Source organism: Rhodomicrobium vannielii ATCC 17100 (assembly GCF_000166055.1).
GTDB classification, from domain to species: domain Bacteria; phylum Pseudomonadota; class Alphaproteobacteria; order Rhizobiales; family Rhodomicrobiaceae; genus Rhodomicrobium; species Rhodomicrobium vannielii.
The window spans coordinates 1940633-1964056 of record NC_014664.1; the positions used below are offsets into that span (position 1 = coordinate 1940633).

The window sequence follows — 23424 nt, forward strand, 5'->3', positions numbered from 1 at the left end:
AGGCAGCCTAATAAAAAGTAGATATGGAAAAGCGAAGGGCGCGCTTCGAGTGATGGGCAAGCGTCGGGCATGAACGACGGCTCAACCTCCAACAGCAGGCACTCCCCGAAATCGGCCCGATGTACCTTCCCGGCCTTGACCTGAGATCGGAGCGTCGAGACGGCCAGGGCGGCTTTGGGTCAAAATCACCCCAACCCGTTTCCGGTGACTGCCGCTGCAGTTGGAAAAGAGACATGCGTCGTCTCAGACTACGATCGCCCACGGCCGTTTTGCCGAGCTTGCGTTTCACTGAACTCGGCTTCCAGGAGCGCGATCTTGGCCCGCTGACTTGGTGGACTGTATTCCAGACCGGCAACGCTCGATACCGATGGCCTCGCTACATGAACAGGCGTGTCCGCATGGAGCGCAGCGCTTTCGCCATTCTTTGCCGCGCCGTGCTCCGCCGGCTGCAGGGCCTTCTCGATGTCCGCGATCCGGGCTTTTACCGCGTTGAGCCGATCGGCGCGGGCGAACCCGGTCGCCGTCAACTGGCGCTCGAGCCTTGGGAGATCGGCCCTGGCCTTCGACAGCTCCTGCTCTTCGGCGGCGAGCACGGCTGGGACTTGCTTGATGCAGTTCTCAAAGCGGCGCAGGAGGCCTGCCGGGTCGATTTCGTCGCTCAACAGATAGGACTCCTGTTTGGCGTAGCCCCTCTCTCGTTCAATCTCGATGGTGTAGGAGAGACCGTTCGCGCCAGAGCGAACATAGGCTTCGAGCATGAACCCTCGCAGGCGCGCCTGCAGGGCGGCTTTTTGAGGCTGACCGAGGCCAAGTGGCGCCGCCTTCGAAACAAGCATTGCCTTTAACGCTTCGCCCGCTGCTTTGCGCTCCGAGAACCGCCTGTCTCCAATGGTGAGCAGGAACGCCGTTGTTTCGGATGCGCGGACCTGCTCGGCGTCGGCGCCAAGGCCCTCGATTGCCGTCTCGTGAGCGGCGATCTTGGAGGTGAGCCGCGCATAAGCCGATTTCGCGGCGAGGACGGAGCGCTCCTGGCCTCGTTTTGCCGCCTCAAGCTCGCGCAGCTCCTTGGACAGCTCCGCGTGCTCTATGATGAGCGGATTGCCGGTGGCCGCCGCCTTGATCATGGCGGCTTCCGGAAGCGGGGAATCGATGTCCTCGGCGGTCCGCACCCCGCGTGCGCCGGCCCGCAATTGCGCGATGAAATTCGCCTTCCTGGTCAGCGTCTGCCAGCGATAGGCGTCGAGGCTGCGAAGCGTAATGTAGCGGATGATCTCGACTTCGGAGTTGAGGTTCCCCTGCCTCAAGATGCGCCCATCGCGCTGCTCGACATCGGCGGGCCGCCAGGGCGCGTCGAGATGGTGCATGGCGACAAGCTGGCGCTGCACGTTGGTGCCGACACCCATTTTGGCGGTGGAGCCGATCAGGATGCGCACCTGCGCCTCGCGAACGGCGGCAAACAGCCGTGCCTTCTTGATGTCGTTGTCGGCTTCGTGGATGAAGGCGATCTCTTCGCGCGGTATGCCTTTTTGCACCAGCCGCGCGCGTACATCCTCATAGAGATTGAAGGACGAGCCGATCTCGTTGGGAAGGGCGGCATCGTTGTCGTCCGCATCTTCACCGAACTCCTCGTCGTCGGCAGACGGCGCTTTCATCCCGGCTTTGGAGTTCGGCACGCCCATGTCGAGAAACACGATCTGGCACAGTCCAGGCTTGGTCCCATCCTGCCAGATCCGCGCAATGCGCTCGACCGCGGCCACTGTCTTGCCATGCGGATTGATGGGCGCTTGCGCGTCGAGCAGGCGAATGTCGGTCGCAAGCCGCAAGCCTTCGCCGAGGATCTTCAGCATGTTGTCGCCGCCGGCTTGCACGCGCTTGCCCTTGATGGCTTCGGCGCGTTGCACAAGCTCGTCCATCATGTGAAGCTCGCGCTCCGAGAGCTCCGCCTCGACAACGGTCACCTGGCCTGCCTTGAGCTTCGGGCGGGGCAGGTTCAGCATCTCGGGCGTTTGCGTGTCGGCGACGCGGCTGTAAAGCGCGATCAGCTCGGGGATGTTCACGAATTTCGAAAACGACCGCGTGGTGCGGAAGCCGCGGCCCGAAGGCGCAAGCTCGACCTCGGTCACGATGTCGCCGAAGGTGGCCGCCCAGGCATCGAATTCATCGATGTCGTAATCGGCAAGCAGCCTTCCCTGCAGATAGCGCTGCATGGTGTACATTTCGGCGATAGTGTTCGAGACGGGCGTTCCGGTGGCGAACACCGCGGCGCGGCCTGGCCGCTGTTCCTCCAGAGAACGGATTTTCAGATAGAGATCGGTCGCGCGCTGGGATTCCGTGCCGGAAAGCCCCTTCACGCGGGTGTGCCGCGTGCGGAAGGCGAGGTTTTTGAAGGCATGGGCTTCGTCGACAAACAGAAAATCGACGCCCAGTTCCTCGAAGGTGATGCCGTCGTCTTTCCGCTCCTGGTTGAGGAGTTTGTCGAGCTTGGCTTCGAGCCTTCTTGCCGCCTTCTCCAGCTCCTTGACGGTCGGCGAGCCGCGCCCCTCGTCGGCTTCCGCCTTGGCTTTGAAATCTCCGAGCGCGTCGAGCTCATCGCGAATGAAGCGCTCGTAAGCCGCGTCCGACATGCGGATGCGCCCGAAGGCATCGTGGGTGATGATGATCGCGTCATGGGCGCCAGCGGCCATGCGCGCGCTAAACGCGCGGCGCTTGTCTTTCGACATGACCTCCTTGTCGGCGACGAGGATCTCGGCGGCGGGGTAGGCTTGCAGGAACTCACGCGCAAACTGCTCCAGCATGTGATTGGGCACGACATACATGGGCCGGCGGATCAGTCCGAGACGGCGCTGCTCCTGGCCCGCGCCGATCATGGTGAAGGTCTTGCCGGCGCCGACCGCATGATCGATGAGCGTGTTGCCGCTCGAGACCACGCGCCAGATGGCGTTCAGCTGGTGCGGGTGCAGCCGGAAGGGCCGAGGCTCTTGGTTGGGGCCGGCATTGATGAAGCGGGCAAGGCCCGGCATGGTCTGATGGGCGCCGTCATAGACGGTCGGCACCAGGCGGTTGAAGCGGAGATTATAGAGCTCTTCGAGCTGCCGCGCCCTCTCCTCATCGGTCCAGACCCAGCCTTCGACACCGGTCTCGGGCGCGCCTGAGAAGAGTTCGCGGATGGCGCCGACTTTCGCGTTCGCTTCCTCGGAAGCGGGTGCGTTGTAGATGGGCGGGCTATCGGCGGCGGGTCCTGGATCGAAGATGCGGATTTCGCCATTGTTGAGCGCCGCCACGATGATGTCGAAGGCCCTGGCGCGGGACGTGCCATATTGCGCCTCGGTCGAGGCCGGGATCTCCGGCTTCGTCGTGAACTGCCATTTCTTCGAGACCTCGTTCAGGATCAGCGTCTCAGCCGGCACGCTCAGCGCCTCGCCAAGAAAGGCCCGGTAAATCTCGGGCGGAACCCAGGGCGCGCCGCAGAGGATGCGGATATCGACGCGCGTGAGCGGGGCGGGCTGCACGCGCTCGAGAGCTTCCACGTTCTTGCCGTAGCGCTCGTCATCCTTCGCCGCGACACGGGCGTCATCGAGCTTCTGGACGACATCGCCCGACAGGTAATCGGCCGAGGTGCGCCAGATATCGCCCGCTGGATCGAGCCAGATCGCGCCATCGAGCGCGTCTCTCGCTTCTTCCTCGCTCGCGTTCAGACTTTTGGCGATCAGCGCAAGATCAACGCGGCCCGTTTCATTGAGGGAGACGGCGAGCGCATCGGCCGCACTTCTGATCTCAGGCTCTGGCGCTTCCCGGATGATGTCGCGGCTGAAGATGGCGGTCTTTGCCGCCTTGTCCTCTCTCTCGTCGTAATCCTCAAGGGCTGCGACCTTGAAGGCGTCGGGATCGTCGCGAAACGCCGCAAAGTTTGGCATGCGCCTAAGCACAACCGGCGTGCCGTCTTTCTTGAACCGGTTCGTGACCGTCTGGATGGTGCGGTTGATCGGGCCGTGGCGCGCGACAAAGCGGTCATAGGCCGCGTTAAGGCGCGATCTCAGCGCGTAGCGTTGCCCGGCCGCAGACTCTGCTTGTGGCTTCAGGAGGTTGTTCACCATGTCCCGCATCTCGATGAGGGCGACGAGTTTGGTGCGGTCCATGGCGCTGAGCGCCTGCTCTTCGGCGATGCCGGCGACGCGCTGGTGAACCTTGCCGGCCTCGATGAAATACGCGCCTTCCTTCTGAAGGCTCGCGTCGACGACCGGGATCAACCGCACCGGCTTGTCGCCGCGGCCGCGATAGGCGTCCTTCGGAAGCTGGCGCGCCGCCTGTTCGATCTCAGTTTTGAGCTCTTCCGGCGCACTCTTGCCGATCAGGACGGGCGTCGGGCTCGCATACATGGCGCGCTCAAGATGCATCTCGCCCAGCATCATGGCGGGATGGTCGGCAAAATAGCGGTTGATCTCGATTGGGCCGTCCGGTGTCTCGATGGCTTTGAGGTCGAGCCAGTCTGGGCCGCCTGGCTCTTCCCTCTCGGCGCGGCGGCGCAGGAACATAATATCGGCGGTGACCTCCGTTCCGGCATTGGCCTTGAACGCGCCCTTATCGCCGCCGGGAAGCCGGATCGCGCCGAGGAAGTCGGCGAGGCGCGCCATCTCGCGGCGGGCGGCATCGGCCTTCTTGTCGAGCGTGTAGAGTGAGGTGATGAACACGACGAGCCCGCCCCGCCGGACCTTGTCGAGGGCTTTCACGAAGAAATAATCGTGAATGGAGAGGTGGCGAAGCTTCGCGTCGCGCACCCCGTAATTGCCGAATGGCACGTTCGAGATGGCGAGATCGAAATAGCCTTGCGGCCAGCGGCTGTCTTCGAAGCCCTCGATCCGAACATCGGCGCCGGGATAGAGCGTTTTGGCGATGCGGCCCGAAAGCCTATCGAGTTCGACGGCACTCCAGGCGGTACATGCCCGAAGCCAATCAGGAACAAGTCCGATGAAATGGCCGACGCCCACGGCCGGTTCGAGAGCCCGGCCGCCATCAAAGCCCAAGCCCTCGACGGCGCTCCAAACGCCCTTGATGACGGCTTCGGAGGTGAAATGTGCGTTCAGCGTCGAGGCCCTGGCCGAAGCCCATTCTTCGGCTGTGAGGAGGTCCTGCAGTTCCGCGCGTTCCGCAGCCCAAATCCTTGCCGCCTGGCTGTACGGGTTCTTGTCGAAGATCGCCTGGGCGAAAGCGCCCCAGCCCGTATAGCGGACGAGGCCTCGTTTTTCCTCCGGCGTTGGCTCGCGCGCGTCCTCTTCGAGAGATTTGAGGATGCGGATCGCTTCGATATTGGCGCGAACCTTCTCCTTCGGCGTGCCCTGGCCGATCGCATCGGCGGCCGTAATGGCATAATTGCGCTGCGCTCTTTCACCGATCGCAACGGCGGAGGAAGTTAAAGCGTCAGAACCACCTCGTGGAGCGCGATCTCCTCCGCCATCAGCCAGAGTTGTGTCTCCTTGATCTCCCTCTCCTCTGCGTCCTTGATCGCCTCGATCTCGGGCCTTTTCTCCTCGAAGATCCGCTCCATCATCGCGCGGGCTTGCCGGCCGATCTCGTCCAGATGCTGGTTCAACTGCCCCGTCTTCTCCAACTCCGCGTAAAGCGCGGGATGGCTCTGCGCCAGGTAGCCCTTGCGCCGGCTCGCGAATTTGCTCTCGATCCTCATGGCCTCTCTCATCGTCTTGAGTGCTGGGTTCCGCCGTCACGCTTGTTGCAAGGCGGTCCTCGTCCTTCAAACCTTGGGGCTCATCTCGTGTCTCAGCCTCCTTCCGCTCGAACAAGCCGAGAAAAGAAAGCTGCCCGAACACACTGAAACCGCTCTTCCGCCGCGCCATGGCGTGATCCCCGTCGCCACCTCTTTGAATAGCACATAGTTTATAGACGATCAATAAGCGCGCGAAGCTGAATCTGCACGGTCTCTATGTCATGCAGCAGTCGGCGGACTTCGCCCGGCCCCGCTCCCACGCCTGCTCGCGATACAAGCCAGAGCTTCAAGAGACCGCCAAGCCGGCCTTGGTCGGCATTCAGCTGCAACAGCGCCAGGATCGCCTTTTGGTCGTGGACGGATGTGAGCCTGACGCCGAGGGCTGCCGCGCGCAGATAGGCCGAGACCGAAAGGCCCGCGGCTTGTGCTCTTGTCTCGATCGCCACGCGCTCTCTAGGACTGACAAAGGTCTTCAGCGGACGCGTGCGGTCTCGCGGTTCGGACGGGATTTTATACGCCATGCTCGCATGTTAGTCCTCTGGCGGCGGTCTCGACAAGAGACCGCGCTTCCGTCGAGCGAAGCGAGTAAGGAACGGCGTGATGGGGGCATCGGCTCTGCCGATGTGGGCCCACATCACACATCTTGCCATCCAAACCTTCCGTCCACCACTGACGATCATTGTCGCCCTATGGCGCTCTCTGACCGCCTCCGTCCATCTTTGGCGATCTTTGTCCATCTGTGACGCAAAGGCCCGGCGAAGTTTGGCGATCTTCGGCGGACTTCGTCCATCTCTGACGATGTTCGTCTTTTTGCGACGTTTGAGTTTGAGGGTGGCGCGTGATAGTCTATGAACCATGCGCGAGGGTGAGAAGGGAGGAGAGAAGCCACGGGCAAAATGGGGCGACGGGCGCATCGCGTTCACCGCGCTGCTTCCGGAAATTGCCGGCGAGTTGACCCGCAAGGCGCCAATGTCGCGCATCTACGCGAAGCACAAGACCCGCTTAGGCGTCAGCTACCGGCAGTTCATCCGCCTGGTCCGCGAATACCGCGACCAGGCCTCTGACGCTGCCCCGGTTGGGCTTCCAGGCCTTGGGGCTGCGAGCCCTTCGCCTCCTGCCCACGGCAGGCCTCGAACGCCCCTTTATGTCGGACCGCCCGAAGAGCGGACGTTTCACTTCGATCCCATGGACGCCTACAGGAAAAAATACGACTGAAGGAGATCTTCGCATGGAGAACGGTTCGCAGTCACGGCGCGCGGTCAATCTGTTCTTGAACAGCAAGGGCGGCGTCGGCAAGTCCCATCACGCGGTGCTACTGGTGCAAGCCTATCAGGCCGCGGGCCTGCCCGTGATCGCCATCGACGCCGATGCCACCTCGGCGTCGTTTTCAAGCTTTCACGCGCTTGGCGTTAAGCGTGTCCAGCTCATGGAGGGCGATGCCATCAACCCTCGCGTTTTCGATGACATCACCGAGGAGTTTCTCACGACCGACGCGAATTTCGTCATCGACACCGGCGCATCAGCCTTCGTTGAGCTGAACCGCTATCTCCTGAAGAACAAGGTCCCCGAGCACGTCCGCTCCGCCGACAAGAGGCTCGTCGCCCACATTATCTTGACCGGCGGCTCGACCTTCCGCGAAACGAGCGCCAATCTCGAAGCCATTGCCGCCCAGACGCCACCTTCTGTCGAGATTGTCGTGTGGATCAACGATCATTTCGGCCCCGTGGTGCCTGTCGGCCGCAGGTTCGAAGACCTCCAAATCTATAGAAATTCCGCCGGGCGCATCTCGGCCATCGTGCATCTTGCCGATCACACCTTCAGCGAAAAGGACACCTTCGGCGTCGACGTCAAAAAGATGATGTCGGCCGGCTTGTCGTTTGCCGAAGTACGGGAGTCGCAAGACTTCACCATCATGGCGAAGGCCCGCCTGCAGCTCGTCGAACGGGAAGTGAATGGACAGCTTTCCTCCATCATCGCCCTCTGAGCCGGACCCGGAGGCGGAAATCCATCGGCTCATCGGCGAGGTCGCCAAGCGCCACAGGATCATCTTGGCGCCAGGCGACCCGTTGTTTGTGGTGCTCACGCTTCTTGAGCTTGTCACCGATCGCTATCTGGAGAAGGCCGATGCGATCCTCAAGGCTGAGCGCGACACCTCTCTCGATGCGATGGAGCGCGCGGCGGCTTCGGCAAAAACAACCGGCGAAGGCCTCATCACGGCCGCCGCCGACTACGTGGCCAAAACCGTTCGGTCTTCCACGGTTGAGTTGACGGACGCCTTGTCGGGCACCGCCGCCGCCGAGCGCGCCAAGATCGAACTCACAGCCAGGGATGCGAGACGCATGACCTGGCTCGGGTCGATCGTTCTCGCCATCCTGTTCTCGATCTTGACCGGCATCGCGATCGGCATCTGGCTGGCGCCGGAAGCTAACGGCCGGTTTCTTCACTGCCCGATCTCATCGGCGGCATAGGCATGGCACTCTCAAGTCTCGCACCCAAAATGGAGAGAGACCATGAGTACAGGTCAAAGCGTCAACGCGAGTGGCGCATCGCGCCGCCCCTGGAACAAGGGCAAGCTTGTCGGACCAAAGCCGCCCCTGCAGCCAAAACACGTCTGGGCCATCCGAACCCGACTTCAACTCCAACGCCGAACCCGCGACTTGGCGCTATTCAATCTCGCGATCGATAGCAAGCTTCGAGGCTGCGATGTGGTTGCCCTCAAGGTGGAGGATGTCGCACCGCACGGATACGCCGTCGAGCGAGCGACTGTCCGGCAACGAAAAACAGGGCGTCCCGTACGCTTCGAGATCACCGAGCAGACGCGACAGTCAGTCGATGAGTATCTGCGCGTGACGCAAAGGAAGCCTGGCTACTTCCTGTTCGGCGGCCGGCGCGGCGAAGAAAGGAGCCTCACCACGAGACAATATGCGCGTCTTGTCTCGACCTGGGTCGCCATGGTTGGGCTTGACGCCAGCCTCTTCGGCACGCATTCCCTGCGACGGACCAAAGCGACACTGATCTACCGGAAGACCGGCAACCTGCGCGCCGTGCAGCTTCTCCTCGGTCATACAAAGATCGAAAGCACGGTCCGGTATCTTGGCGTCGAGGTTGATGACGCGCTTGCGATCTCCGAGCAGGTCGACATTTAAATGGTGGCGGGCGGAGCCAACGCTCCGCCTTGCAAAGGAGTCTTCAGGGTCGAGTGCGGACTCGGGTGCGGTTTGAGGCTAAAGCCGTTCCACTTTCGACAGCGGAAATCCGTGCTCGAAGCTGCGGAGGCGCATACGAGACTACTGTGTATCCTGGTCTCAACGCTTAAGTTGTCGCAACGGTACCCGGCAGGAGGAGCGCTTCCCCCGGCGCTGCATGGAACTATATCAGCGGGGAGGGCAGCGCGAACCTTAAAAAGGGCGGCCTCGCCTTCGAAGCGAAGCTGTCGGCGGAGGAGCGTAAGCTCGCGATCTGGGCCGCGCATCGGCTGGGGCTGAAATTCGCGGGCGTGGATATTTTCCGCTCGTCGAAAGGACCGCTGCTGCTGGAAGTCAACTCGTCGCCCGGCCTCGAAGGCGTGGAGCGAACGACCGGCGTCCATGTGGCGGGGCTCGTGCTCGACTATATCGAGCAGCGCAGTTTCGGCACGCGGCCGCGGCTCAGGAAAGCAGCGCAGCTGATGCGATTTCGGAAATACTCAGGTTGAGCAAATGTGCGCAGCCACCCCTTCAAGACCGGTGGGACAAACGAGGGCACCGATTTCTTCGGGAAATGGAGGGAGAATTTAGGTCAATTAGGTACGCGAGGTGCCTATCGACCAAAGCTGGCAAAATATGCTAGAATTATCATCTGCGCCGTTTTGGCATTCCGGTAGCGCAGATGATCTGAGCACTCCCAATGAACATTAAACGCCGCTTGCTTTATCTACGCATCGCGCTGATTGCCTTTGGTCTCTTCGCCATCTTCGCATTTTATCCGCTTACCGTTGTCTGGCCCTCGGGCTGGGCCTGGGGACAAGGGCATTCGCATTATCTGATGATGATTGTAGGCATCTATGCAACATTAGGTGTTTTTTGCTGATCGCGTCCCGAAACCCAACGGCTCAAGAGCATAATCTGGTTCACTGTATGGTCTAGCGTGATCCACGGAGTGATCATGGCGGTCCAATCCTTTAACGACCCAGCGGAGCGCGGCCATCTCGTTGCAGATATTCCGTTTCTTTTCTTCGGCGCAATCGTCATTGCAGTTCTAATGCCGCGAACTGAGCAAGGCTAAATTCCCCTAATTCTAAGCGACTTCCCTAGCGCATCAGAAAATGCTGCTCATGCCTGTTGCGACGATACGCACGTCGTCCACGGTCACGGTCACTTTTGCAGACATAACGAACAGAATCCTCTGCGCCGCCTTCAGCGCCGAAGCATGAGCATTTTAGCGAGGCGTCTCTTGGCTACATCCTCACGAGAGTTTCAGAAGGCACAGTTGCTAGTCCCTGCTACCCTCAGTATTTCCGGCCAGCCCATTCGAGGCCGCGAGCGATGCATTCGAATGTGCCGTCCTTGTATGTGCCGATGAAATGACGAAAACTTGAGAAAATGCCCGGGATATGCTGGATATGGAAGCTATTGCGTAGTTCCAGTTCCGCAAGCCAATCTGAGTTGGCGACCTCGTGCATGGCGTAATACGTCAAACCGCGTCCCCACAGGCGATGCGCGTGCAGAACCTCGTCGTTGGGCCAGCCGATGTAATGGGCCAAGACGCGATCGAACTTGATGCCTTCGACAATGAGCCCGAATTCCGTGAATTCGAGATTGATCTCGCCTCCGCTCATTGGCCCGAACGTCATGTCGGGTATCAAGACCTTGATGTGACAATCGTCAGGTATCGGTTGGTGGAGCAGCACTGCAGTCGCCTTTCGAATTGATGTATTCCGCGCTTGCAGCGCGATACAAGGCGAAGGACTGTATTCTCGGTCCCGCGCGTTCTCTTTTACAAGGATCTCAACGCCTGTATCGGCGCTTGGCAGGGTACTAAATTCCGCTCGACGCGGCTGTTTGCAGCTCCTCGAGTTGTAGCTCCATCTGAGCCGCGCCTTGTGCTCCGACCGACTGCCGTAAAGCACCCGCCGCAACTTCTCGATCTCGAGCTTGAGATGGGCGATCAGCGCGTCCGTGCTGGATGTCGCCGCGCGAGCGCGAGCCGCAACGGCTTCGGCGTCCAAGCGGGCGGCGCGCTCGGCGAGGATCATCGCATGCGCGGCGGCAAGGTCGGAAGGAAGAGCGTCAAGCGGCGTGGTCACCCGACAAGAGAATCATGGTTCGCTAGCGTTTTCAAAGGCAAACCGTCAGCCAACCGAAGTCGGTCTCCAGGTTTTTTGCGGATTGCGCCAATCGATCCCGGAGAGCAGATAGCCAAGCTGCGCGGGCGAAATCGAGATCGCGCCGTCCGCCGGGCTCGGCCACAAGAATTTGCCTCGCTCCAGACGCTTCGTAAAAAGGCAGGCGCCCTGGCCGTCATGCCAGATCACCTTCAACAGGTCCCCCCGGCGGCCGCGAAAGCAAAAACAGATGGCCGCTCAAAGGATCGCGCCGCAAAACCTCCTGGACCTGCAACGACAGCGACGGAAAGCCCCTGCGCATGTCGGTGTGACCCGTCGCCAGCCACACCCGCACGCCGGTCGGAACCGGGATCATCTTTGTCTCCCGTCCACAATCTCGAGAATGCGCTTCAAGGGCCCCATGTCGGCGCCGGGCCCGACCCGCACGCGCCGCCCGTTTAAAAGCTCGATCTCGATGCGGCTGTCAGCGGCGGGCGCGTCGCCGGTGGTGTGATCGCAGTTCGTGTCGCGGTTCTTCGCTGACGCCGTCAGAGAGACCGGCAGGAATGCCGGCGCGGGCTCTGGCTTCGCGTCGTTCTTCGCCAGCTTCCTCCAGCGAAACAGAAGGCTCGGCTTGATCCCATGCCTACGGGCGACCGCTGACACGTTCACGCCGGGCTGCAAAGCCTCGGCGATGATCGCCTGCTTCTCGTCATCGCTCCAGCGGCGCCGGGTATCAGCAACTACGGAATACCGGCGGGCAAAAGTATCCCCAGACATAGGCACGGGCATAGCTCCTGTCGCGACAAGCGCCACAGACAAGACATGTCTCTTACCCGCCCCGCAAGGCGGCCTTCACCGAACGGATACATAGCAGCGCTCACGATGCAAAATGCAGGACACCTCGACGGCGTGAAGGGTCGGAAGCGGAAATACAATATATCCGAACAGCCGCATGACTTGGGGACGCTCAGACATGGCAAATCGTCGTTGCGTCTTGAGCGCATTGGGCGCTTCGGAGCAACGCCCTACAACATCCTTTCGTTGAACGTGCGCATGGGGAGTCTGTTGCCCGTCACTAAGGCACGCTGGCAGCGATAGCTCTTTCAAACCTCCGTCCTGAAGAATATATCAAGCCGGAAGGCGAAGTCTCGCCACTCGCAGGGAGAGCCCGCCGCCAACTCCGAGCGGAGAGAGGCGTCATTTTTGCGTGAGGGCTGTTGTCGCCTCTTCTCCCGCCAAGGCAATGACCTTGCCATCCTGGATCTGCAGAGCGATGCTCGAAATACCCCGCTGCCGGGCTTCAATGAGCACGTCTGCAACAGACTCCTCTATGGCTCGTACGAGGTCGCGCGCGGAAGCACCGAGCCCCATTTTCTTCTGGCGCCCCATCAAATCGATGAGGATGTGCGGGTCGATCCCGCCCTGCCTGATTGAAAGTCCGTAGCTCAAAATCATCTGCTCGATCTCGAGCGCTGCAACGCGCGCAATGTCAAGGTCGGCAAGCGGCTCGAACACAAAGATGCGGTCGATCCGGTTGAGCACTTCGGGCGCGAAACCCGCAGCGCGAAGGGCGGAGACGGCGGCGCGCCGCAATTCATCAGGTTCGCGTGCGTATTGTCGGCTCAGATCGGCAAGCGCCTCTACAGCGGCGTTCGTCGTCAACACGAAAATCGCCGAAGTGCTCGAGATCTGGCGCCCATCGGACGCCTCGGTGATGAAGCCGTCATTCCAGGCGGTGAGAAAGTTCTTGTGGACGTCGCCGTGCGCTTTTTCAATTTCGTCCAGAAGCACAACCGCGTCCGGGGTTTCGCGCAGCGAACCCGTCAATTTCCCGTAAGAACTAGATCCGACATAGCCCTTCGAAGCGCCGAAAAGTGACGTCGCTGCAAACCCCGCGCCTCCATATTGCGTCATGTCGAAATGCAGCAGCTTGCGGCCCAGCGCGTTAGCGAGGGTCTTTCCCAGATATGTTTTTCCGGAGCCAGGAGGACCGGCAAAGAGAAAGACGCCGACTGGCTTGCCGCGCTGCTGGAGAGCAAGACGCCTGCGTATCTGCGCCGCCAGATCTTCACAGATCGCATTTTGTCCGACAACTTTGGACCGAAGAGCCTCCGTCAACGCTTGGGCGTCGACAAAAACAGGCTCCGTTCTCGATTGCAGGCTCCGCTCAAGTTCTTCGCGGTTCGTAAGACGATCCAGAATGTCCATAAGCCAGCTCCACCGGTTGAACGCGCGCGGCAACTTTTCGCGGAATCGGAGATAGGAAAGCAAGGCCAGAAGCCAGCATACTCCGGCGGCTACCCCGAGAACGCCAGCGATCGGCCCCGCATGAACTTCGACCCAGTCGAGCGGCGCCGTTCCCCGAAACGACACGCCAAGGAAATTCAGGACCTGGACAACTGCGGCGAGAGCCATGATGCCCATGAATAAGGGCATCCAACGGTTCATTCTTTCGAGAACGCCATTCATCGGTCTGATCCGTCAGCAATGGCCGCTGCCTTTATGCTCATTGGATACCCCGCAACAGCCCCTGTCCAATTAAAACCCGGATGCTCGCAAAAGTCATTCACCCGGTGAAGCCGCCTATTCGCCGGTGCCACGGCGGGGTAAAACTCCGGTCGCGAGATTGGGAATGTAGTGACATGGCAAATTAGGGGCACGATATCCTTGGACATAAGTGATGTAATCTCCCGCCTTCACTGTCATATCGGGCGGTAACACCACATAGCTGTGTTTTGAAACGCGCACGCGCGTGCGATCGATATAGTCGGGATGCAGGGTGCCTTGTGCAAACGCCTGGCTCTTCTGGATTACCACGAGCGACTCCTGGGGCGTCAAAATTTGAGTGACATAGTCGCTTTTGACTTCGCCCGCTCCGACGCGTTGCAAGTTGCACGCCACCTGCTCGGATTCCTGCGGCAAGCCGCTGGCATAGATCAAAGCGATCAGGAGAAAACCGGCAAATCCGCCGACACCGATCAGGAAGCTTCCCAGCGCTCCGGCCGCCCCTTCGGGCGACGGTTGATATTCTGTAACATGCTCCGGGATTTGATTATGGCTGCGGATCATGTCTGGCGCTTTCCGACAAGAGCGAAGCTGCTATTGACCGTCTAACTGAACTCAATGCGCCCCGGGAGACCTGACCGACCGTTCAAGACGCGTTATCAACGGCGGCGTGTAATGACATGGCAGCTTAAGATCGGTGAATGCGCCCTGATATTGCACGATATCTCCGACCACTGGCGCTGTCATCCCGTTCGGCACAGCGACAACCGCCGATTCTTTTCTCTCCTGCCCGACGACAACTCTCGTCAAGGCGATATAGTCGGCGCTTATGTCTTCCTTGAGGCAGTTAGCTGTGGAACTCAAGTACCGTGCGGTCTCCTCCGCTTGCATTGTTCTGAGAACACGACCGGAGCCGTCAAGGCTGAGCCTGCCAAGCGGGAGGCTGCACCACGCAGCCTCGTCAGGCCGACATTTCGTGCCGATGTCGGAAGGAGAGTGACGGGCTACGCTCGGAAGCGCGATAGCGAGAAGCGTGAGGATGCTCGCCGCCATCAGCGTTTTTCGCCACGCTGGCGACCTGGACCAGAGGCCGCGACGAACGTCATTGACCTCGTCCGCAGGCAACCGGGGAATTCGTTGGCCCTTGCTCATAAACCTACGCTCACGCCGCCTTCTGCGTCGGGAATGTCCTTCGTTTCGGCTCTTTTTGCAACTAGAGAAATCGAAAGTCGGGCGCGGGGGACTTGCGTTTCCCGACACGTGGAATGGTTGCGCCCACCTGCTGCGTAGGGATAATTTATGACTAATAGATCGCGCCGGCCTTTGCGCCTCTTCATGGCAGCGCTTTTTCTTTTTGCCGCGACCGCCACTGCTTCTGGGGAAGTCGCCGGCGTAGCCAGGAACGGTACCCGAGCCGTGGACCTCCGGCCGCTCGAACTTTTTGGCATTGCCCTTCAGCGGATCAGAACGGCCTACGTCGATAAGGTCGACGACAGCTTGCTCCTGAAGAACGCAGTATTGGGCGTGACCGCCGCATCCCCTGTAATGCAAGAGCATCCTGCAACAAAGAAAGCCTTACGCCGCCTCGACGACGGCACGCAGGATATTAAATCCAAGCTCCAGGTATTCGGCGATTTTCTCGTTGCGGCGAGAGGGGCGACCAATGAGACTTTGGATAAACTCTCAGCCGCCGCCATCGAAGGAATGCTGAAAGGCCTCGATTCCCGTTCGAAGTATGTAACGCCAAAAGAAATGCACGACCTGCAATTCCAGACTCGTGGCGACAATGGCGGGTTGGGGCTTGAGCTTAAGTTGGAAGACGGCATCCCAAAAGTAATTTTGCCTATCGAAAACGCTCCCGCGGACAGGGCCGGTGTTCAAGCGGGCGATAGTATCACCCAGATCGATGGTGTATCGCTTCGAGGATCGACGCTCGACGAGGCGGTTGAAAAGATGCGTGGACCTGTCGGCAGTTCTGTGCGGTTGACAATCGTGCGAAACGGCTCTCTCGACCCCATTCAATTAAGCATTTCCCGGGACATTGTCCGTGTATATCCAGTTCGGTATAGACTCGATGGGGATATCGCTTACATCAATATAAAGACGTTTGAGAGTGCGCATGTCTATGAATACCTCAAGCGAGCAACAGAAGATCTCAAGCGCACAGCCGGTTTGAAGCTAAAAGGCTATATCATCGACCTCCGTAATAATTCCGGCGGCCTTCTGGATCAGGCGGTAAACGTGGCGGGCGCCTTTATCGAAAGTAGCACCGTCGTATTGGAGCAGGGACGCTCTTCAACCGAAAGGAAGGAAGCATCTGGAGGCGATCTTACCGGCGGCAAGCCGATTGTGGTGCTTATCAACAAGAACACTGCTTCCGGAGCCGAAATCGTTGCCAGCAAAGTCCAGGATGAACATCGGGGCACAATCGTTGGCAGGCGAAGCTTCGGTGCAGGCACGGTACAAACCTTGTTCCGGCTCGACGACGAACGGGCGATCAGGCTCACCACCCATCGGTTGCTGAGAGCGAACGGTCAATCCTGGGATGGCAAGGGCGTTGAGCCGGACGTCGTCGTGGACGCGGCCGCCGAATTGCCTGCCAAAGGTCAGTACGATCCGGATTTAGCCGCTGCTTTGGACATTCTTCGCAAGCAATAAGTCGCCTCGCGGCAATAGCCGCCTCTTAGGTGAGGAACCGTCAAATAGAACTATGTCCGCTTGACCTTCCATTGCGTTCTTCGCGTCAGCAACCCTGAACTTCTCCTTTCGGCCTCTTGCAGCTATCCCCGGGACCCGTGGTAGCCCCTGAATGACGCACCCCGCCCAAACGCCGGTTCGTCCGCGGGCATGGTCTCCTTTTCCGTGTAACGCGTGTAATAGGCGTTACAGTGCGGAATCACGAAGAAAATATCTGTTACACTCGAAAACCGACGAGGCGTAACAGGCGTAACACGCCCGGCTTAAAGCGAGAATATCGCGATCAGGATTCGGCGAAACGCGCAGCGATGTTACACTTGTTACACGAGCTCCTCTTTCCCGTGTAACTGAAAAAGTCACGGCATATCAACAATGTAACACCTGTTTCACCTGTTACCCGGAAAAAGCGATCACCCTATTGGTCCGGCGCCGTGAAATCCGGCCCGACGGGCACCCAAGCGCTGCCATTCACTTGCGGTGAAGGCTCATCCTCATCGCCAAAGAGAAGAGATCCATCGATCTCGTAGCTCCGCCTCGGGCCCATGCCGGGCAGGCGAACGACGCGCTGATACTTTCCATCGTTGTCCGGCTTGATAATGCCGCGCTCCACCATGGCGCTGGCGATCGATCGCGCGTCGTGACCGCGGCAGATCTCTTTCCACCCTTCGGGCAGCACGTAATAGACCACCTTCTCGTCGTCTGCTCCCTGATCGAAGATGCGGTAGAAGCCAACCCTGTTCACGGTCGGCTGGCCAGGCGTATGCCAGGAGCTGAAGCGCGAGGAGCCATGCAGCTCGATGAAGCCTTTGACTTGCAGAATTCCGTTCTGCGTCTCGAGCGGCCCCGAGGTGCCGCGCGCGGCAACCCACTCGAGAAACAGCCGCTTGCAAGCCTCGCGCACCTCGCCGCGGCGCCAAGGCACGATGTCGGCCGCGATCGCAAGCTCGCCGGCGGCAGCGATAAGCCCGAAGCGGCCCGCCACGCGCGCAACCTGGCCGTCGGCGTCTTTGGCGCAGGCTTGTTGCACGAAGCGGCCGATAAAGGCTTTCGCGCCTTCGGTCAGCCGCTCAAGATCGCTTGTCAGATGGCGAATGAAGGCGGTCGCCGCATGGCCGTAATGCTCCCGCCCGCTCGCATTGAGCGCCTCGGCGAGCTGCTTTGGTTCCTTGAACCCGTGCAGACTTTGAAACATGCCCATGCCGTGGCCTGCGTCGGCACTGATTTCGACAAGCCGCACCGCTTGGCCGCCCGTTGCGCGCATGCGGTCTTCGGAGAGCTTTTCGGCCATGCCGATCTCGCCTGTGGACATGAAGAGGAGCCGCCAGGTGCACGCGCTTCGTAAGCGGTGTTCTCAGACCACGGGAGCAGCCTTTTGGTGAACGGCAAAGGCCCAGGGCATGAGTTCATCGATTTTGCGCATCGGCCAGCCATTGACGAGGCGTGAGAGAATGCTGGCGAGCCAGGCCTGTGGATCGACGCCATTGAGTTTGGCCGTTTCAATGAGCGAAGCGACGATTCCCCAATGCTCTGCTCCGCGGTCGTGGCCGGCGAAGAGTGCGTTTTTCCTGTTCAGAGCCAAGGGCCTGATGGAACGCTCGACGGTGTTGGTGTCCATCTCGATGCGCCCGTCGTTCGCGAACAGGATGAGGCCGTCCCAATGGTGGAGAGCATAGCGGATGGCCTTGGCCATTTTGGAGCCGCCGGGAACGAGGGAGAGGGTCTTTTCAAACCAGGACTTGAAACGATCGAGTAGCGGCATGCTCTTGGCCTGTCGGACCTTGCGGCGCGCTTCGGCGCTCTGGCCACGGATGGTTTCCTCGATTTTGTAAAGCGCTGCGATCTGCGCGAGCGCGGCGTCGGCGAGCGGCGCGTTGCCGCCCACAGCGATTTCATAGAACCGCCTCCTCAGGTGCGTCCAGCAGAAGGACAGGATGAGCGGTGCCGACGCTGGCCGGTTGCTCGCGAGGTCCTTGTAGGCGCTATAGCCATCGACCTGCAGGATCCCGCTGAAGCCTGCGAGATGGCTTTTCACATGCTCCGATCCGCGGCCTGGCGCATAGCAGTAGACAACGGCGGGCGGATCGGAGCCGCCCCAGGGCCTGTCGTCGCGGGCGTAAGCCCAGAGCTGGCCGAGCTTCACGCGCTTTCGTCCCGGATCCAGGACGGGGCAGCGCGTCTCGTCGGCGAACAGTTTCGGCGAGGTTTTCAGGATCTCGAACAGGCGCGTCTGAAGCGGCGCCAGAAGCGCCGCCGCTTTGCCGACCCAGTCAGCGAGCGTGGAGCGATCGAGATCGACGCCCTGGCGGCGATAGATTTGCGCCTGCCGATACAGCGGACAGTGATCGGCATATTTCGCGGTCAGAACGTGAGCGACCAGTGCCTCGGTCGGGATGCCGGCCTCGATCAGACGCGTTGGCGCCCGAGCCTGAACCACAGCGCCTTCGCAGGCCCGGCAGGCATATTTCGGCCGGCGCGTCACGATCACTTTGAACTGGGCCGGGATCACGTCCAGCCGCTCCGAGCGATCCTCGCCCATGACATGCATGGCACCGCCACAACACGGACAAGCTGTGCTTTCCGGTTCGATGACGATCTCCTCCCGCGGCAGATGGGAGGGCAGCGCCCCGCGATTGACAGAGCGGGGTCCTTTGCGCGACGCTTTCAGCGTCGCGTTCGAGGTCTCATCCGTGGCACCCGTTTCGGCGATCGCCTGCTCGGTCTCCTCCATGGCGAGGCTCAACTGATCGGGATCGAGCTTCTCCGATTTGCGGCCGAACTGCGCGCGACGCAGCTGGCGCAGCGTCTCCCACAATCTCGCATTGGCGCCCTGAACGCGGGCCAGTTCGGCGTCCTTTTCGGCGAGCGCTGCGTCTTTCGCCGACGCTTGTTCCGCCCAGTGCGCCACCAGAGCTTTCAGGACGCCGATATCGTCAGGGAGCTGATCCGTAGCTGCAATCATGACGCGAACAGCACCATGATTTGCAATCACAATCACGCAAAAACAGAGAGATATCAGGCTTATTGCACCGCCTGAGGACGCGCCCTTCGAACCGCACGGACCCGGGCCCAGTCCAAGCCCTCGAACAAGGCGGACGCTTGCGCAGGCGACAGACGCATGACCCCGTCCTCGATCCTTGGCCAGCGGAACTTCGCATCCTCGAGCCGCTTGTAGATCAGGATCAGCCCCGAGCCATCCCAGATCAAAATCTTGATCCGGTCCGCCCGCTTGGAGCGGAAGATGAAGGCAGCGCCGCAAAACGGATCGAGCTTCAAGACCTCCTGAACCGTGGCCGCAAGCCCATCCATGCCTTTCCTGAAATCGACAGGCCGCGTCGCGATGTAAATCCGAGGTGGAATGGCGCCGAAAATCACCGCCGCCTCATCGAAAGCCCGTCGATAATTGCCAGGATAACCTCGCGGCCGGCCGTCACCGGGATCCGCGCCCGTCCCCCTGCGAGTTCGAGTTCGATCAGCCCGGATGGCGGTGCCTCTTCTTTATGCTCAGGCTGAGGCGCATCCTTTTTCTCGATCAGCAAAGGGGCAAACGTCACCGGCTCTGGTTTGGGCGGTCGCGATCTCAGCCCCGCTTCACGGCGCCATTTGAAAAGCTGGCTCGCAGCCACGCCGTGTCGGCGCGCAACCTCGGAAACGCCGACCCCGTCCTCAAGCGTTTCCTGCACGATCGCCGCCTTCACATCGGACGGCCACGACCGTCGCCGGGCAACGCCGGTGATCACCTCAATGCGCTGGAACGTGTCGGCCCGCGCGCACGACGCAAGCTCCGTGATAGGACTACGACCAGGATTAGACATAAGACGATCCCTCAATGAACCGTCACACTCGCAGCCGTTCGTGCAAAATGGAAGGTGAGGTCAGAACGCCGCTTACCGCGCTTCGAAGATCGGAGGTTCTTTGCATCCGCTCCTTCTGCCGACCATTGGCGAGCGCGTAGGCCGCCCGGAAGAGCGCTTTGGATTCGATTTCGGCGATCTCATCGAGGGCAAGAAACGCATTGTTGTGGATGGCGGCGACAGCTTCGAGCGCGTTGTCGGTGGCGCGCCAGGTGCGCATGAAGCCATATTGCCCGCCGCCGCCCCAGACGGTGCCGGCGGAGCGAAGGATCGTGGTCTTGCCGGCCGTCGACCCGCCTCGGAAATGAATGCCGCCGCCTTCCATGCCGATCGGCTCGAGGAGCGGCGGCGCTAACGCGGCGGCGATCGCAAACATGAGCCGGTCGTTGCCGCGCGCGTAAGCCGCCACACCGTCTTGCCAGCCTTTCAGGTTGCCGCCTTTTCGGTAGAAATGCTCAACCGGCTTGTGCGGCTGAAAGACGACGGCGCGGCCTTTGCTGTTCCCGATGGTTTCATCGGGGAGCACAAACACCCCGTCGTGAAACCCGACCTTCGGAACACACAGCGCATAGGATTTGGGCCGATAGCGGACGAGCAGCTCCCGGAGCTTCGTCTTCGCTCTTGGCGTGATGTTGAAATCGAGCCCGTGATAGGCGAGGTGCTTGAAAATATCCTCGGAGCTCGTCACGAGGTCGGTTTTCGGGATGGCGGCCTTGTGCCAGACGGCGTTGCGCGTCTTGATTTCGAGATAGAGGCCCCAGTCCTTGCTGTCGGCGTTGAGCGTGGTGGCGAGGAACTTCACCTCGGAGCAGAGCCAATCCCACTCATCCTCCTCCTCGCCGTCCTCACCCTTCACGATGCGGCTCAAGAATTCGAGGCCTCGGCCGTTCTCCTGCCAGCGAAACCCGAAAGGCAGATCTTCCCAGGGCTCGGCTTGAGCCAGCGCCTCGCGCACGGCATCGAGCCCATCGCTTACGAGAAGGTCATTCCAATCCTGCCATTTGCCGTTCGGCTTCGGCCGCGCCGGCGGATAGGTGATGGCGGCCGAGACTTTTCTTTTGCGATCGGCGGTGGCTGCATCCTCGGCATAGTCTTCGCCCGCCTTGCCCTTGCCCTTGCCGGCGCCGCGGCCCCGGTCGCCGGCTATCAGCACGCTTTTTACACTTGGCGGCGCCACCACGTTTTTCAGATTGGCGCCGCTAATGGCGGAGGCAACAAAGGGGCGGCCCGCCATGAAACAGACAAGCGCGTTTTCAGGCCCCTCGGCCTTCACAAGCTCGCCGCCTTCTTGCGGCGTGCCAAACCAGATGGCTCCGCCCCCATACTCGCCATAGGCCTTTTTCGGGCTTGCGATCTTGGCCTTGCCGCCATCCTCGCCGAGATAGAGGCGGTGAAGGGTCTTGAGTTCGCCATCATAGGCGTCCGAGACCCGGAACAGGATCGCTGGATAATATCCGTCGCGCTCACTGCACCAAAGACGGGGATGAAAGCGGATCGCCGTCTGAAAGAGCGGCCAATCGAGCACAATGCCGCGATGCTGCTCGAGATAGGTCTGAGCAAGCGTGCCGGCGACGGCTTTGGCCTCGCTCCAGAGCTGGAATGCGCGCTGGCGTCTTTTCTCGATGTCGTCATCGGCTGCATCAAGGACCGGTCGCCCGGTCGGCCCACCGGTAGCAGCATCGGCGCTTTCATCGTGGGCATCGGACAAATCGTCAGCGGCTTCTGCCTCAGCCCTATTTTGTGAGGCGCGTTCAGCGGGCTGCTGCTGGCTGATTTTGCGGCGTGTTTTTCGCTCGTGCTTCGGCGCTTCGTAAGCGCGGCCGAGAAACTCCGTCTCGATCAGATCGAGGGCTTCCTGAAAGGACAGTCCCCTCATGCGCTCGACGGCATGAAGGATGTCGCCACCGGCGCACTGGCTGCAGAACCATGCCTTCTTTCGCGTGTCCCATCGCCAGGACGGGTTCTTGTCGTCGTGGCCCGGAAACGGGCAGTGGATATGCGTTTGACGCCGTGCCGGTGGCCAGGCAATGCCGATCCAGCGCAGGATATCGAGCTCCCGGCCGGCGAGGTCGGCTTTTACGGACTCCCATCCGCCTGATGACGCCATACCTGATGTCTCGCTTGGCGATGTCTTGTTTGGCGACGTGTCGCCGTCGCGGGCTTTAGCCTTGCCGCCCGATCCCCGTTTCATGCGACATCCTTTGCTTCCCTGCTTGCATGCGAGCCGCGCCTGGCTCGGGCCTATCGCAATGCCGCGCTCATCCGGCTGATCTGCACTTGGGGTGCTTCGCATCGCCCTCGATGGCGCGCCCGCAGAGCGGGCAGGCGGTCTCCATCACGAAGGGCCTTTCGCGCGTGGCGCGGTGCGCCCGAAAGTCCTGGATGGTGAGGAGGCCTTCGGAGGCCGAGATCAGCCGGAGGAGGGTTGCGAGCGTGGCTTTTCTCTCCGGCTCCCTCCCATCCTGGGGGATGAGCCGCGATAACATCGCGGGCGTGACGCCTGCACGCTTCGCGAAACTCGTGCGGGTATGTCCCGTTAATTGCAAAACGCTCTGGAATTTGTTCGCCAAGTTCATGCGTGCCCGCGCCCCCCTGACAAGTTTTGCCTTTGACTTGCCGATTGTTGCCTGTTAGACAATGCTCAGCCAAGGTCTTTTTTTGGACAAACTCTGGATTGCCACCAAGAAAGATGGCAAGAAGCCCTCCATGGCAATCAATCGAATCCGGCAACTGAGACTTGAACGCGGCTTGTCGCTGACCGAGCTCGCAAAAAAAATCGGCATCTCGGAGAGTCATTTATCGCGGGTCGAAGCGGGCGCGCGGGGGCTGCATCTCTCCAAAATGGAGGCGCTCGCCGGCGCGTTGGGCGTGCCTGTGACCGAAATTCTCTCGGTTCAGAGCTTGAGCTACATGGCCGACCTTGCGCCCTATATCCCGCCCAAAGGCTCGGCCATCGAAAAGGCGCTGACATCTTCGACGCAAAAGATGTTCAAGGTTCTGTCAAACGTGATGAGCGAGCTTGGCATCACCGAGGGCGATCCGATCATCGCGGATATGGACCCTAAGGGATTGCAGAAATTGGAGCTTGGCCAGTTGGTGATCGCCCAAATCTTTACCAATAACTCCGTAGAAGGCGTTTTGCTGTTGCGGCAATACATCGGGCCGCACCTTTTGATTACCAACAGCGACGATCAAAATGCCATGCCCATTCATAGGCTTAGGGCAAAAGCGACCGTGATCGGCCGCGTCCTTCTTTGAAGAGTTCCGCCCACATTCTTCGAACTGCATCGGATCTCAGATTGCAGTTTCAATTTGAATGAAGAAGTCTAAGTCTAGGGCAACGAAGC

22 protein-coding genes and 3 pseudogenes are annotated in these 23424 nt (G+C 60.5%); 9 read left to right on the top strand and 16 right to left on the bottom strand.

Features of this window, described 5'->3' with window-relative positions; genetic code table 11:
* Positions 1–248: 248 nt before the first annotated feature.
* Positions 249–4985 (bottom strand): DEAD/DEAH box helicase family protein, encoded by a 4737-nt coding sequence (locus tag RVAN_RS08920; protein ID WP_049779301.1) that lies wholly within the window; start codon positions 4983–4985, stop codon positions 249–251.
* On the opposite strand from RVAN_RS08920, the gene RVAN_RS18925 reads away from it, so the two are divergent.
* Positions 4971–5411 carry a hypothetical protein gene (locus RVAN_RS18925; RefSeq protein ID WP_049779302.1) on the top strand — a complete coding sequence of 147 codons (441 nt, stop codon included), beginning with the start codon at positions 4971–4973 and terminating at the stop codon, positions 5409–5411. The two genes, RVAN_RS08920 and RVAN_RS18925, sit on opposite strands and share 15 nt — an antisense overlap.
* Here the strand turns inward: RVAN_RS18925 and RVAN_RS18930 are convergent.
* Together RVAN_RS18930 and RVAN_RS08925 are read right to left on the bottom strand one after the other, a co-directional pair.
* Positions 5408–5695, bottom strand: a pseudogene (locus RVAN_RS18930) (TnpV protein); the annotation flags it as partial. The gene RVAN_RS18925 and the pseudogene RVAN_RS18930 sit on opposite strands and share 4 nt — an antisense overlap.
* A 194-nt stretch (positions 5696–5889) precedes the next feature.
* Positions 5890–6240: a plasmid mobilization protein gene (locus tag RVAN_RS08925; protein ID WP_013419413.1), complete on the bottom strand. Its 351-nt coding sequence runs from the start codon at positions 6238–6240 to the stop codon at positions 5890–5892.
* 334 nt (positions 6241–6574) lie between these two features.
* Between RVAN_RS08925 and RVAN_RS08930 the strand changes: the two genes are divergently transcribed.
* The 6 genes and pseudogenes from RVAN_RS08930 to RVAN_RS21070 all read left to right on the top strand — a co-directional run bounded on the left by RVAN_RS08930 (position 6575) and on the right by RVAN_RS21070 (position 9982).
* Positions 6575–6934, top strand: coding sequence for a hypothetical protein (locus RVAN_RS08930; protein WP_013419414.1), 360 nt, complete (start codon positions 6575–6577; stop codon positions 6932–6934).
* A 13-nt stretch (positions 6935–6947) separates the two neighbouring features.
* The gene (locus RVAN_RS08935) at positions 6948–7703 is read left to right on the top strand and encodes a conjugal transfer protein TraL (protein ID WP_013419415.1); all 756 of its coding nucleotides are present in this window, start codon (positions 6948–6950) and stop codon (positions 7701–7703) included.
* Complete coding sequence (locus RVAN_RS08940; RefSeq protein ID WP_013419416.1) at positions 7672–8187, top strand: hypothetical protein; 516 nt, start codon at positions 7672–7674, stop codon at positions 8185–8187. The genes RVAN_RS08935 and RVAN_RS08940 overlap by 32 nt, the downstream gene beginning before the upstream one ends.
* 42 nt (positions 8188–8229) lie before the next feature.
* Positions 8230–8865: a tyrosine-type recombinase/integrase gene (locus RVAN_RS08945; protein ID WP_013419417.1), complete on the top strand. Its 636-nt coding sequence runs from the start codon at positions 8230–8232 to the stop codon at positions 8863–8865.
* Positions 8866–9092: 227 nt separating this feature from the next.
* The gene (locus RVAN_RS08950; protein ID WP_280642137.1) at positions 9093–9413 is read left to right on the top strand and encodes a hypothetical protein; all 321 of its coding nucleotides are present in this window, start codon (positions 9093–9095) and stop codon (positions 9411–9413) included.
* Between the two features lie 191 nt (positions 9414–9604).
* Positions 9605–9982: pseudogene (locus tag RVAN_RS21070) on the top strand (DUF6632 domain-containing protein).
* Between the two features lie 223 nt (positions 9983–10205).
* Here the strand turns inward: RVAN_RS21070 and RVAN_RS20145 are convergent.
* The 7 genes and pseudogenes from RVAN_RS20145 to RVAN_RS20155 form a co-directional block, all read right to left on the bottom strand.
* Positions 10206–10550 (bottom strand): hypothetical protein, encoded by a 345-nt coding sequence (locus RVAN_RS20145; protein WP_155942403.1) that lies wholly within the window; start codon positions 10548–10550, stop codon positions 10206–10208.
* A 196-nt stretch (positions 10551–10746) separates the two neighbouring features.
* Positions 10747–10952 (bottom strand): annotated as a pseudogene (locus RVAN_RS20150) (transposase domain-containing protein); the annotation flags it as partial.
* Between the two features lie 96 nt (positions 10953–11048).
* The gene (gene tnpB, locus RVAN_RS21155) at positions 11049–11231 is read right to left on the bottom strand and encodes an IS66 family insertion sequence element accessory protein TnpB (RefSeq protein WP_425337404.1); all 183 of its coding nucleotides are present in this window, start codon (positions 11229–11231) and stop codon (positions 11049–11051) included.
* The gene (gene tnpB, locus RVAN_RS21160; protein WP_425337402.1) at positions 11218–11397 is read right to left on the bottom strand and encodes an IS66 family insertion sequence element accessory protein TnpB; all 180 of its coding nucleotides are present in this window, start codon (positions 11395–11397) and stop codon (positions 11218–11220) included. Before tnpB (RVAN_RS21160) ends, tnpB (RVAN_RS21155) begins: the two co-directional genes overlap by 14 nt.
* Positions 11394–11801: an IS66-like element accessory protein TnpA gene (gene tnpA / locus RVAN_RS21000; protein ID WP_041787398.1), complete on the bottom strand. Its 408-nt coding sequence runs from the start codon at positions 11799–11801 to the stop codon at positions 11394–11396. The genes tnpB (RVAN_RS21160) and tnpA (RVAN_RS21000) overlap by 4 nt, the downstream gene beginning before the upstream one ends.
* Positions 11802–12221: 420 nt before the next feature.
* Entirely contained in the window at positions 12222–13493 is a 1272-nt protein-coding gene (locus tag RVAN_RS08975; protein WP_013419421.1) for an AAA family ATPase, read from the bottom strand.
* A 114-nt stretch (positions 13494–13607) separates the two neighbouring features.
* Entirely contained in the window at positions 13608–14093 is a 486-nt protein-coding gene (locus RVAN_RS20155) for a hypothetical protein (protein WP_013419422.1), read from the bottom strand.
* A 771-nt stretch (positions 14094–14864) separates the two neighbouring features.
* Between RVAN_RS20155 and RVAN_RS08990 the strand changes: the two genes are divergently transcribed.
* Positions 14865–16187, top strand: coding sequence for a S41 family peptidase (locus RVAN_RS08990; protein ID WP_049779305.1), 1323 nt, complete (start codon positions 14865–14867; stop codon positions 16185–16187).
* A 454-nt stretch (positions 16188–16641) separates the two neighbouring features.
* Here RVAN_RS08990 and RVAN_RS08995 read toward each other — a convergent pair whose 3' ends face one another.
* The 6 genes from RVAN_RS08995 to RVAN_RS09020 form a co-directional block, all read right to left on the bottom strand.
* On the bottom strand, positions 16642–17535 hold the full coding sequence (locus RVAN_RS08995; RefSeq protein ID WP_041787403.1) for a hypothetical protein: 894 nt from the start codon (positions 17533–17535) through the stop codon (positions 16642–16644).
* Positions 17536–17577: 42 nt separating this feature from the next.
* A complete protein-coding gene (gene tnpC, locus RVAN_RS09000; protein WP_013419090.1) occupies positions 17578–19185 on the bottom strand; it encodes an IS66 family transposase in 1608 nt (535 codons plus the stop codon).
* A 59-nt stretch (positions 19186–19244) separates the two neighbouring features.
* On the bottom strand, positions 19245–19598 hold the full coding sequence (tnpB, locus tag RVAN_RS09005) for an IS66 family insertion sequence element accessory protein TnpB (RefSeq protein ID WP_013419091.1): 354 nt from the start codon (positions 19596–19598) through the stop codon (positions 19245–19247).
* Positions 19595–20038 carry an IS66-like element accessory protein TnpA gene (gene tnpA, locus RVAN_RS09010; protein ID WP_013419092.1) on the bottom strand — a complete coding sequence of 148 codons (444 nt, stop codon included), beginning with the start codon at positions 20036–20038 and terminating at the stop codon, positions 19595–19597. Before tnpA (RVAN_RS09010) ends, tnpB (RVAN_RS09005) begins: the two co-directional genes overlap by 4 nt.
* A 22-nt stretch (positions 20039–20060) precedes the next feature.
* On the bottom strand, positions 20061–22268 hold the full coding sequence (locus RVAN_RS09015; protein ID WP_245258050.1) for a DUF927 domain-containing protein: 2208 nt from the start codon (positions 22266–22268) through the stop codon (positions 20061–20063).
* A 67-nt stretch (positions 22269–22335) separates the two neighbouring features.
* On the bottom strand, positions 22336–22653 hold the full coding sequence (locus RVAN_RS09020; RefSeq protein WP_013419425.1) for a 3,4-dihydroxy-2-butanone-4-phosphate synthase: 318 nt from the start codon (positions 22651–22653) through the stop codon (positions 22336–22338).
* Between the two features lie 82 nt (positions 22654–22735).
* On the opposite strand from RVAN_RS09020, the gene RVAN_RS18940 reads away from it, so the two are divergent.
* Complete coding sequence (locus tag RVAN_RS18940) at positions 22736–23335, top strand: helix-turn-helix domain-containing protein (RefSeq protein ID WP_155942405.1); 600 nt, start codon at positions 22736–22738, stop codon at positions 23333–23335.
* The last annotated feature ends 89 nt before the right edge of the window (positions 23336–23424 follow it).

Bases quoted from the DNA above. Each gene is read 5' to 3' on its own strand.
- RVAN_RS18925 (WP_049779302.1), top strand. From the start codon at position 4,971: ATGGCCGACGCCCACGGCCGGTTCGAGAGCCCGGCCGCCATCAAAGCC.
- RVAN_RS08925 (WP_013419413.1), bottom strand. From the start codon at position 6,240: ATGGCGTATAAAATCCCGTCCGAACCGCGAGACCGCACGCGTCCGCTG.
- RVAN_RS08930 (WP_013419414.1), top strand. From the start codon at position 6,575: ATGCGCGAGGGTGAGAAGGGAGGAGAGAAGCCACGGGCAAAATGGGGC.
- RVAN_RS08935 (WP_013419415.1), top strand. From the start codon at position 6,948: ATGGAGAACGGTTCGCAGTCACGGCGCGCGGTCAATCTGTTCTTGAAC.
- RVAN_RS08940 (WP_013419416.1), top strand. From the start codon at position 7,672: ATGGACAGCTTTCCTCCATCATCGCCCTCTGAGCCGGACCCGGAGGCG.
- RVAN_RS08945 (WP_013419417.1), top strand. From the start codon at position 8,230: ATGAGTACAGGTCAAAGCGTCAACGCGAGTGGCGCATCGCGCCGCCCC.
- RVAN_RS20145 (WP_155942403.1), bottom strand. From the start codon at position 10,550: ATGACGTTCGGGCCAATGAGCGGAGGCGAGATCAATCTCGAATTCACG.
- tnpB (WP_425337402.1), bottom strand. From the start codon at position 11,397: ATGATCCCGGTTCCGACCGGCGTGCGGGTGTGGCTGGCGACGGGTCAC.
- tnpA (WP_041787398.1), bottom strand. From the start codon at position 11,801: ATGTCTGGGGATACTTTTGCCCGCCGGTATTCCGTAGTTGCTGATACC.
- RVAN_RS08975 (WP_013419421.1), bottom strand. From the start codon at position 13,493: ATGAATGGCGTTCTCGAAAGAATGAACCGTTGGATGCCCTTATTCATG.
- RVAN_RS20155 (WP_013419422.1), bottom strand. From the start codon at position 14,093: ATGATCCGCAGCCATAATCAAATCCCGGAGCATGTTACAGAATATCAA.
- RVAN_RS08990 (WP_049779305.1), top strand. From the start codon at position 14,865: ATGGCAGCGCTTTTTCTTTTTGCCGCGACCGCCACTGCTTCTGGGGAA.
- RVAN_RS08995 (WP_041787403.1), bottom strand. From the start codon at position 17,535: ATGTCCACAGGCGAGATCGGCATGGCCGAAAAGCTCTCCGAAGACCGC.
- tnpC (WP_013419090.1), bottom strand. From the start codon at position 19,185: ATGATTGCAGCTACGGATCAGCTCCCTGACGATATCGGCGTCCTGAAA.
- tnpA (WP_013419092.1), bottom strand. From the start codon at position 20,038: ATGTCTAATCCTGGTCGTAGTCCTATCACGGAGCTTGCGTCGTGCGCG.
- RVAN_RS09015 (WP_245258050.1), bottom strand. From the start codon at position 22,268: ATGAAACGGGGATCGGGCGGCAAGGCTAAAGCCCGCGACGGCGACACG.
- RVAN_RS09020 (WP_013419425.1), bottom strand. From the start codon at position 22,653: ATGAACTTGGCGAACAAATTCCAGAGCGTTTTGCAATTAACGGGACAT.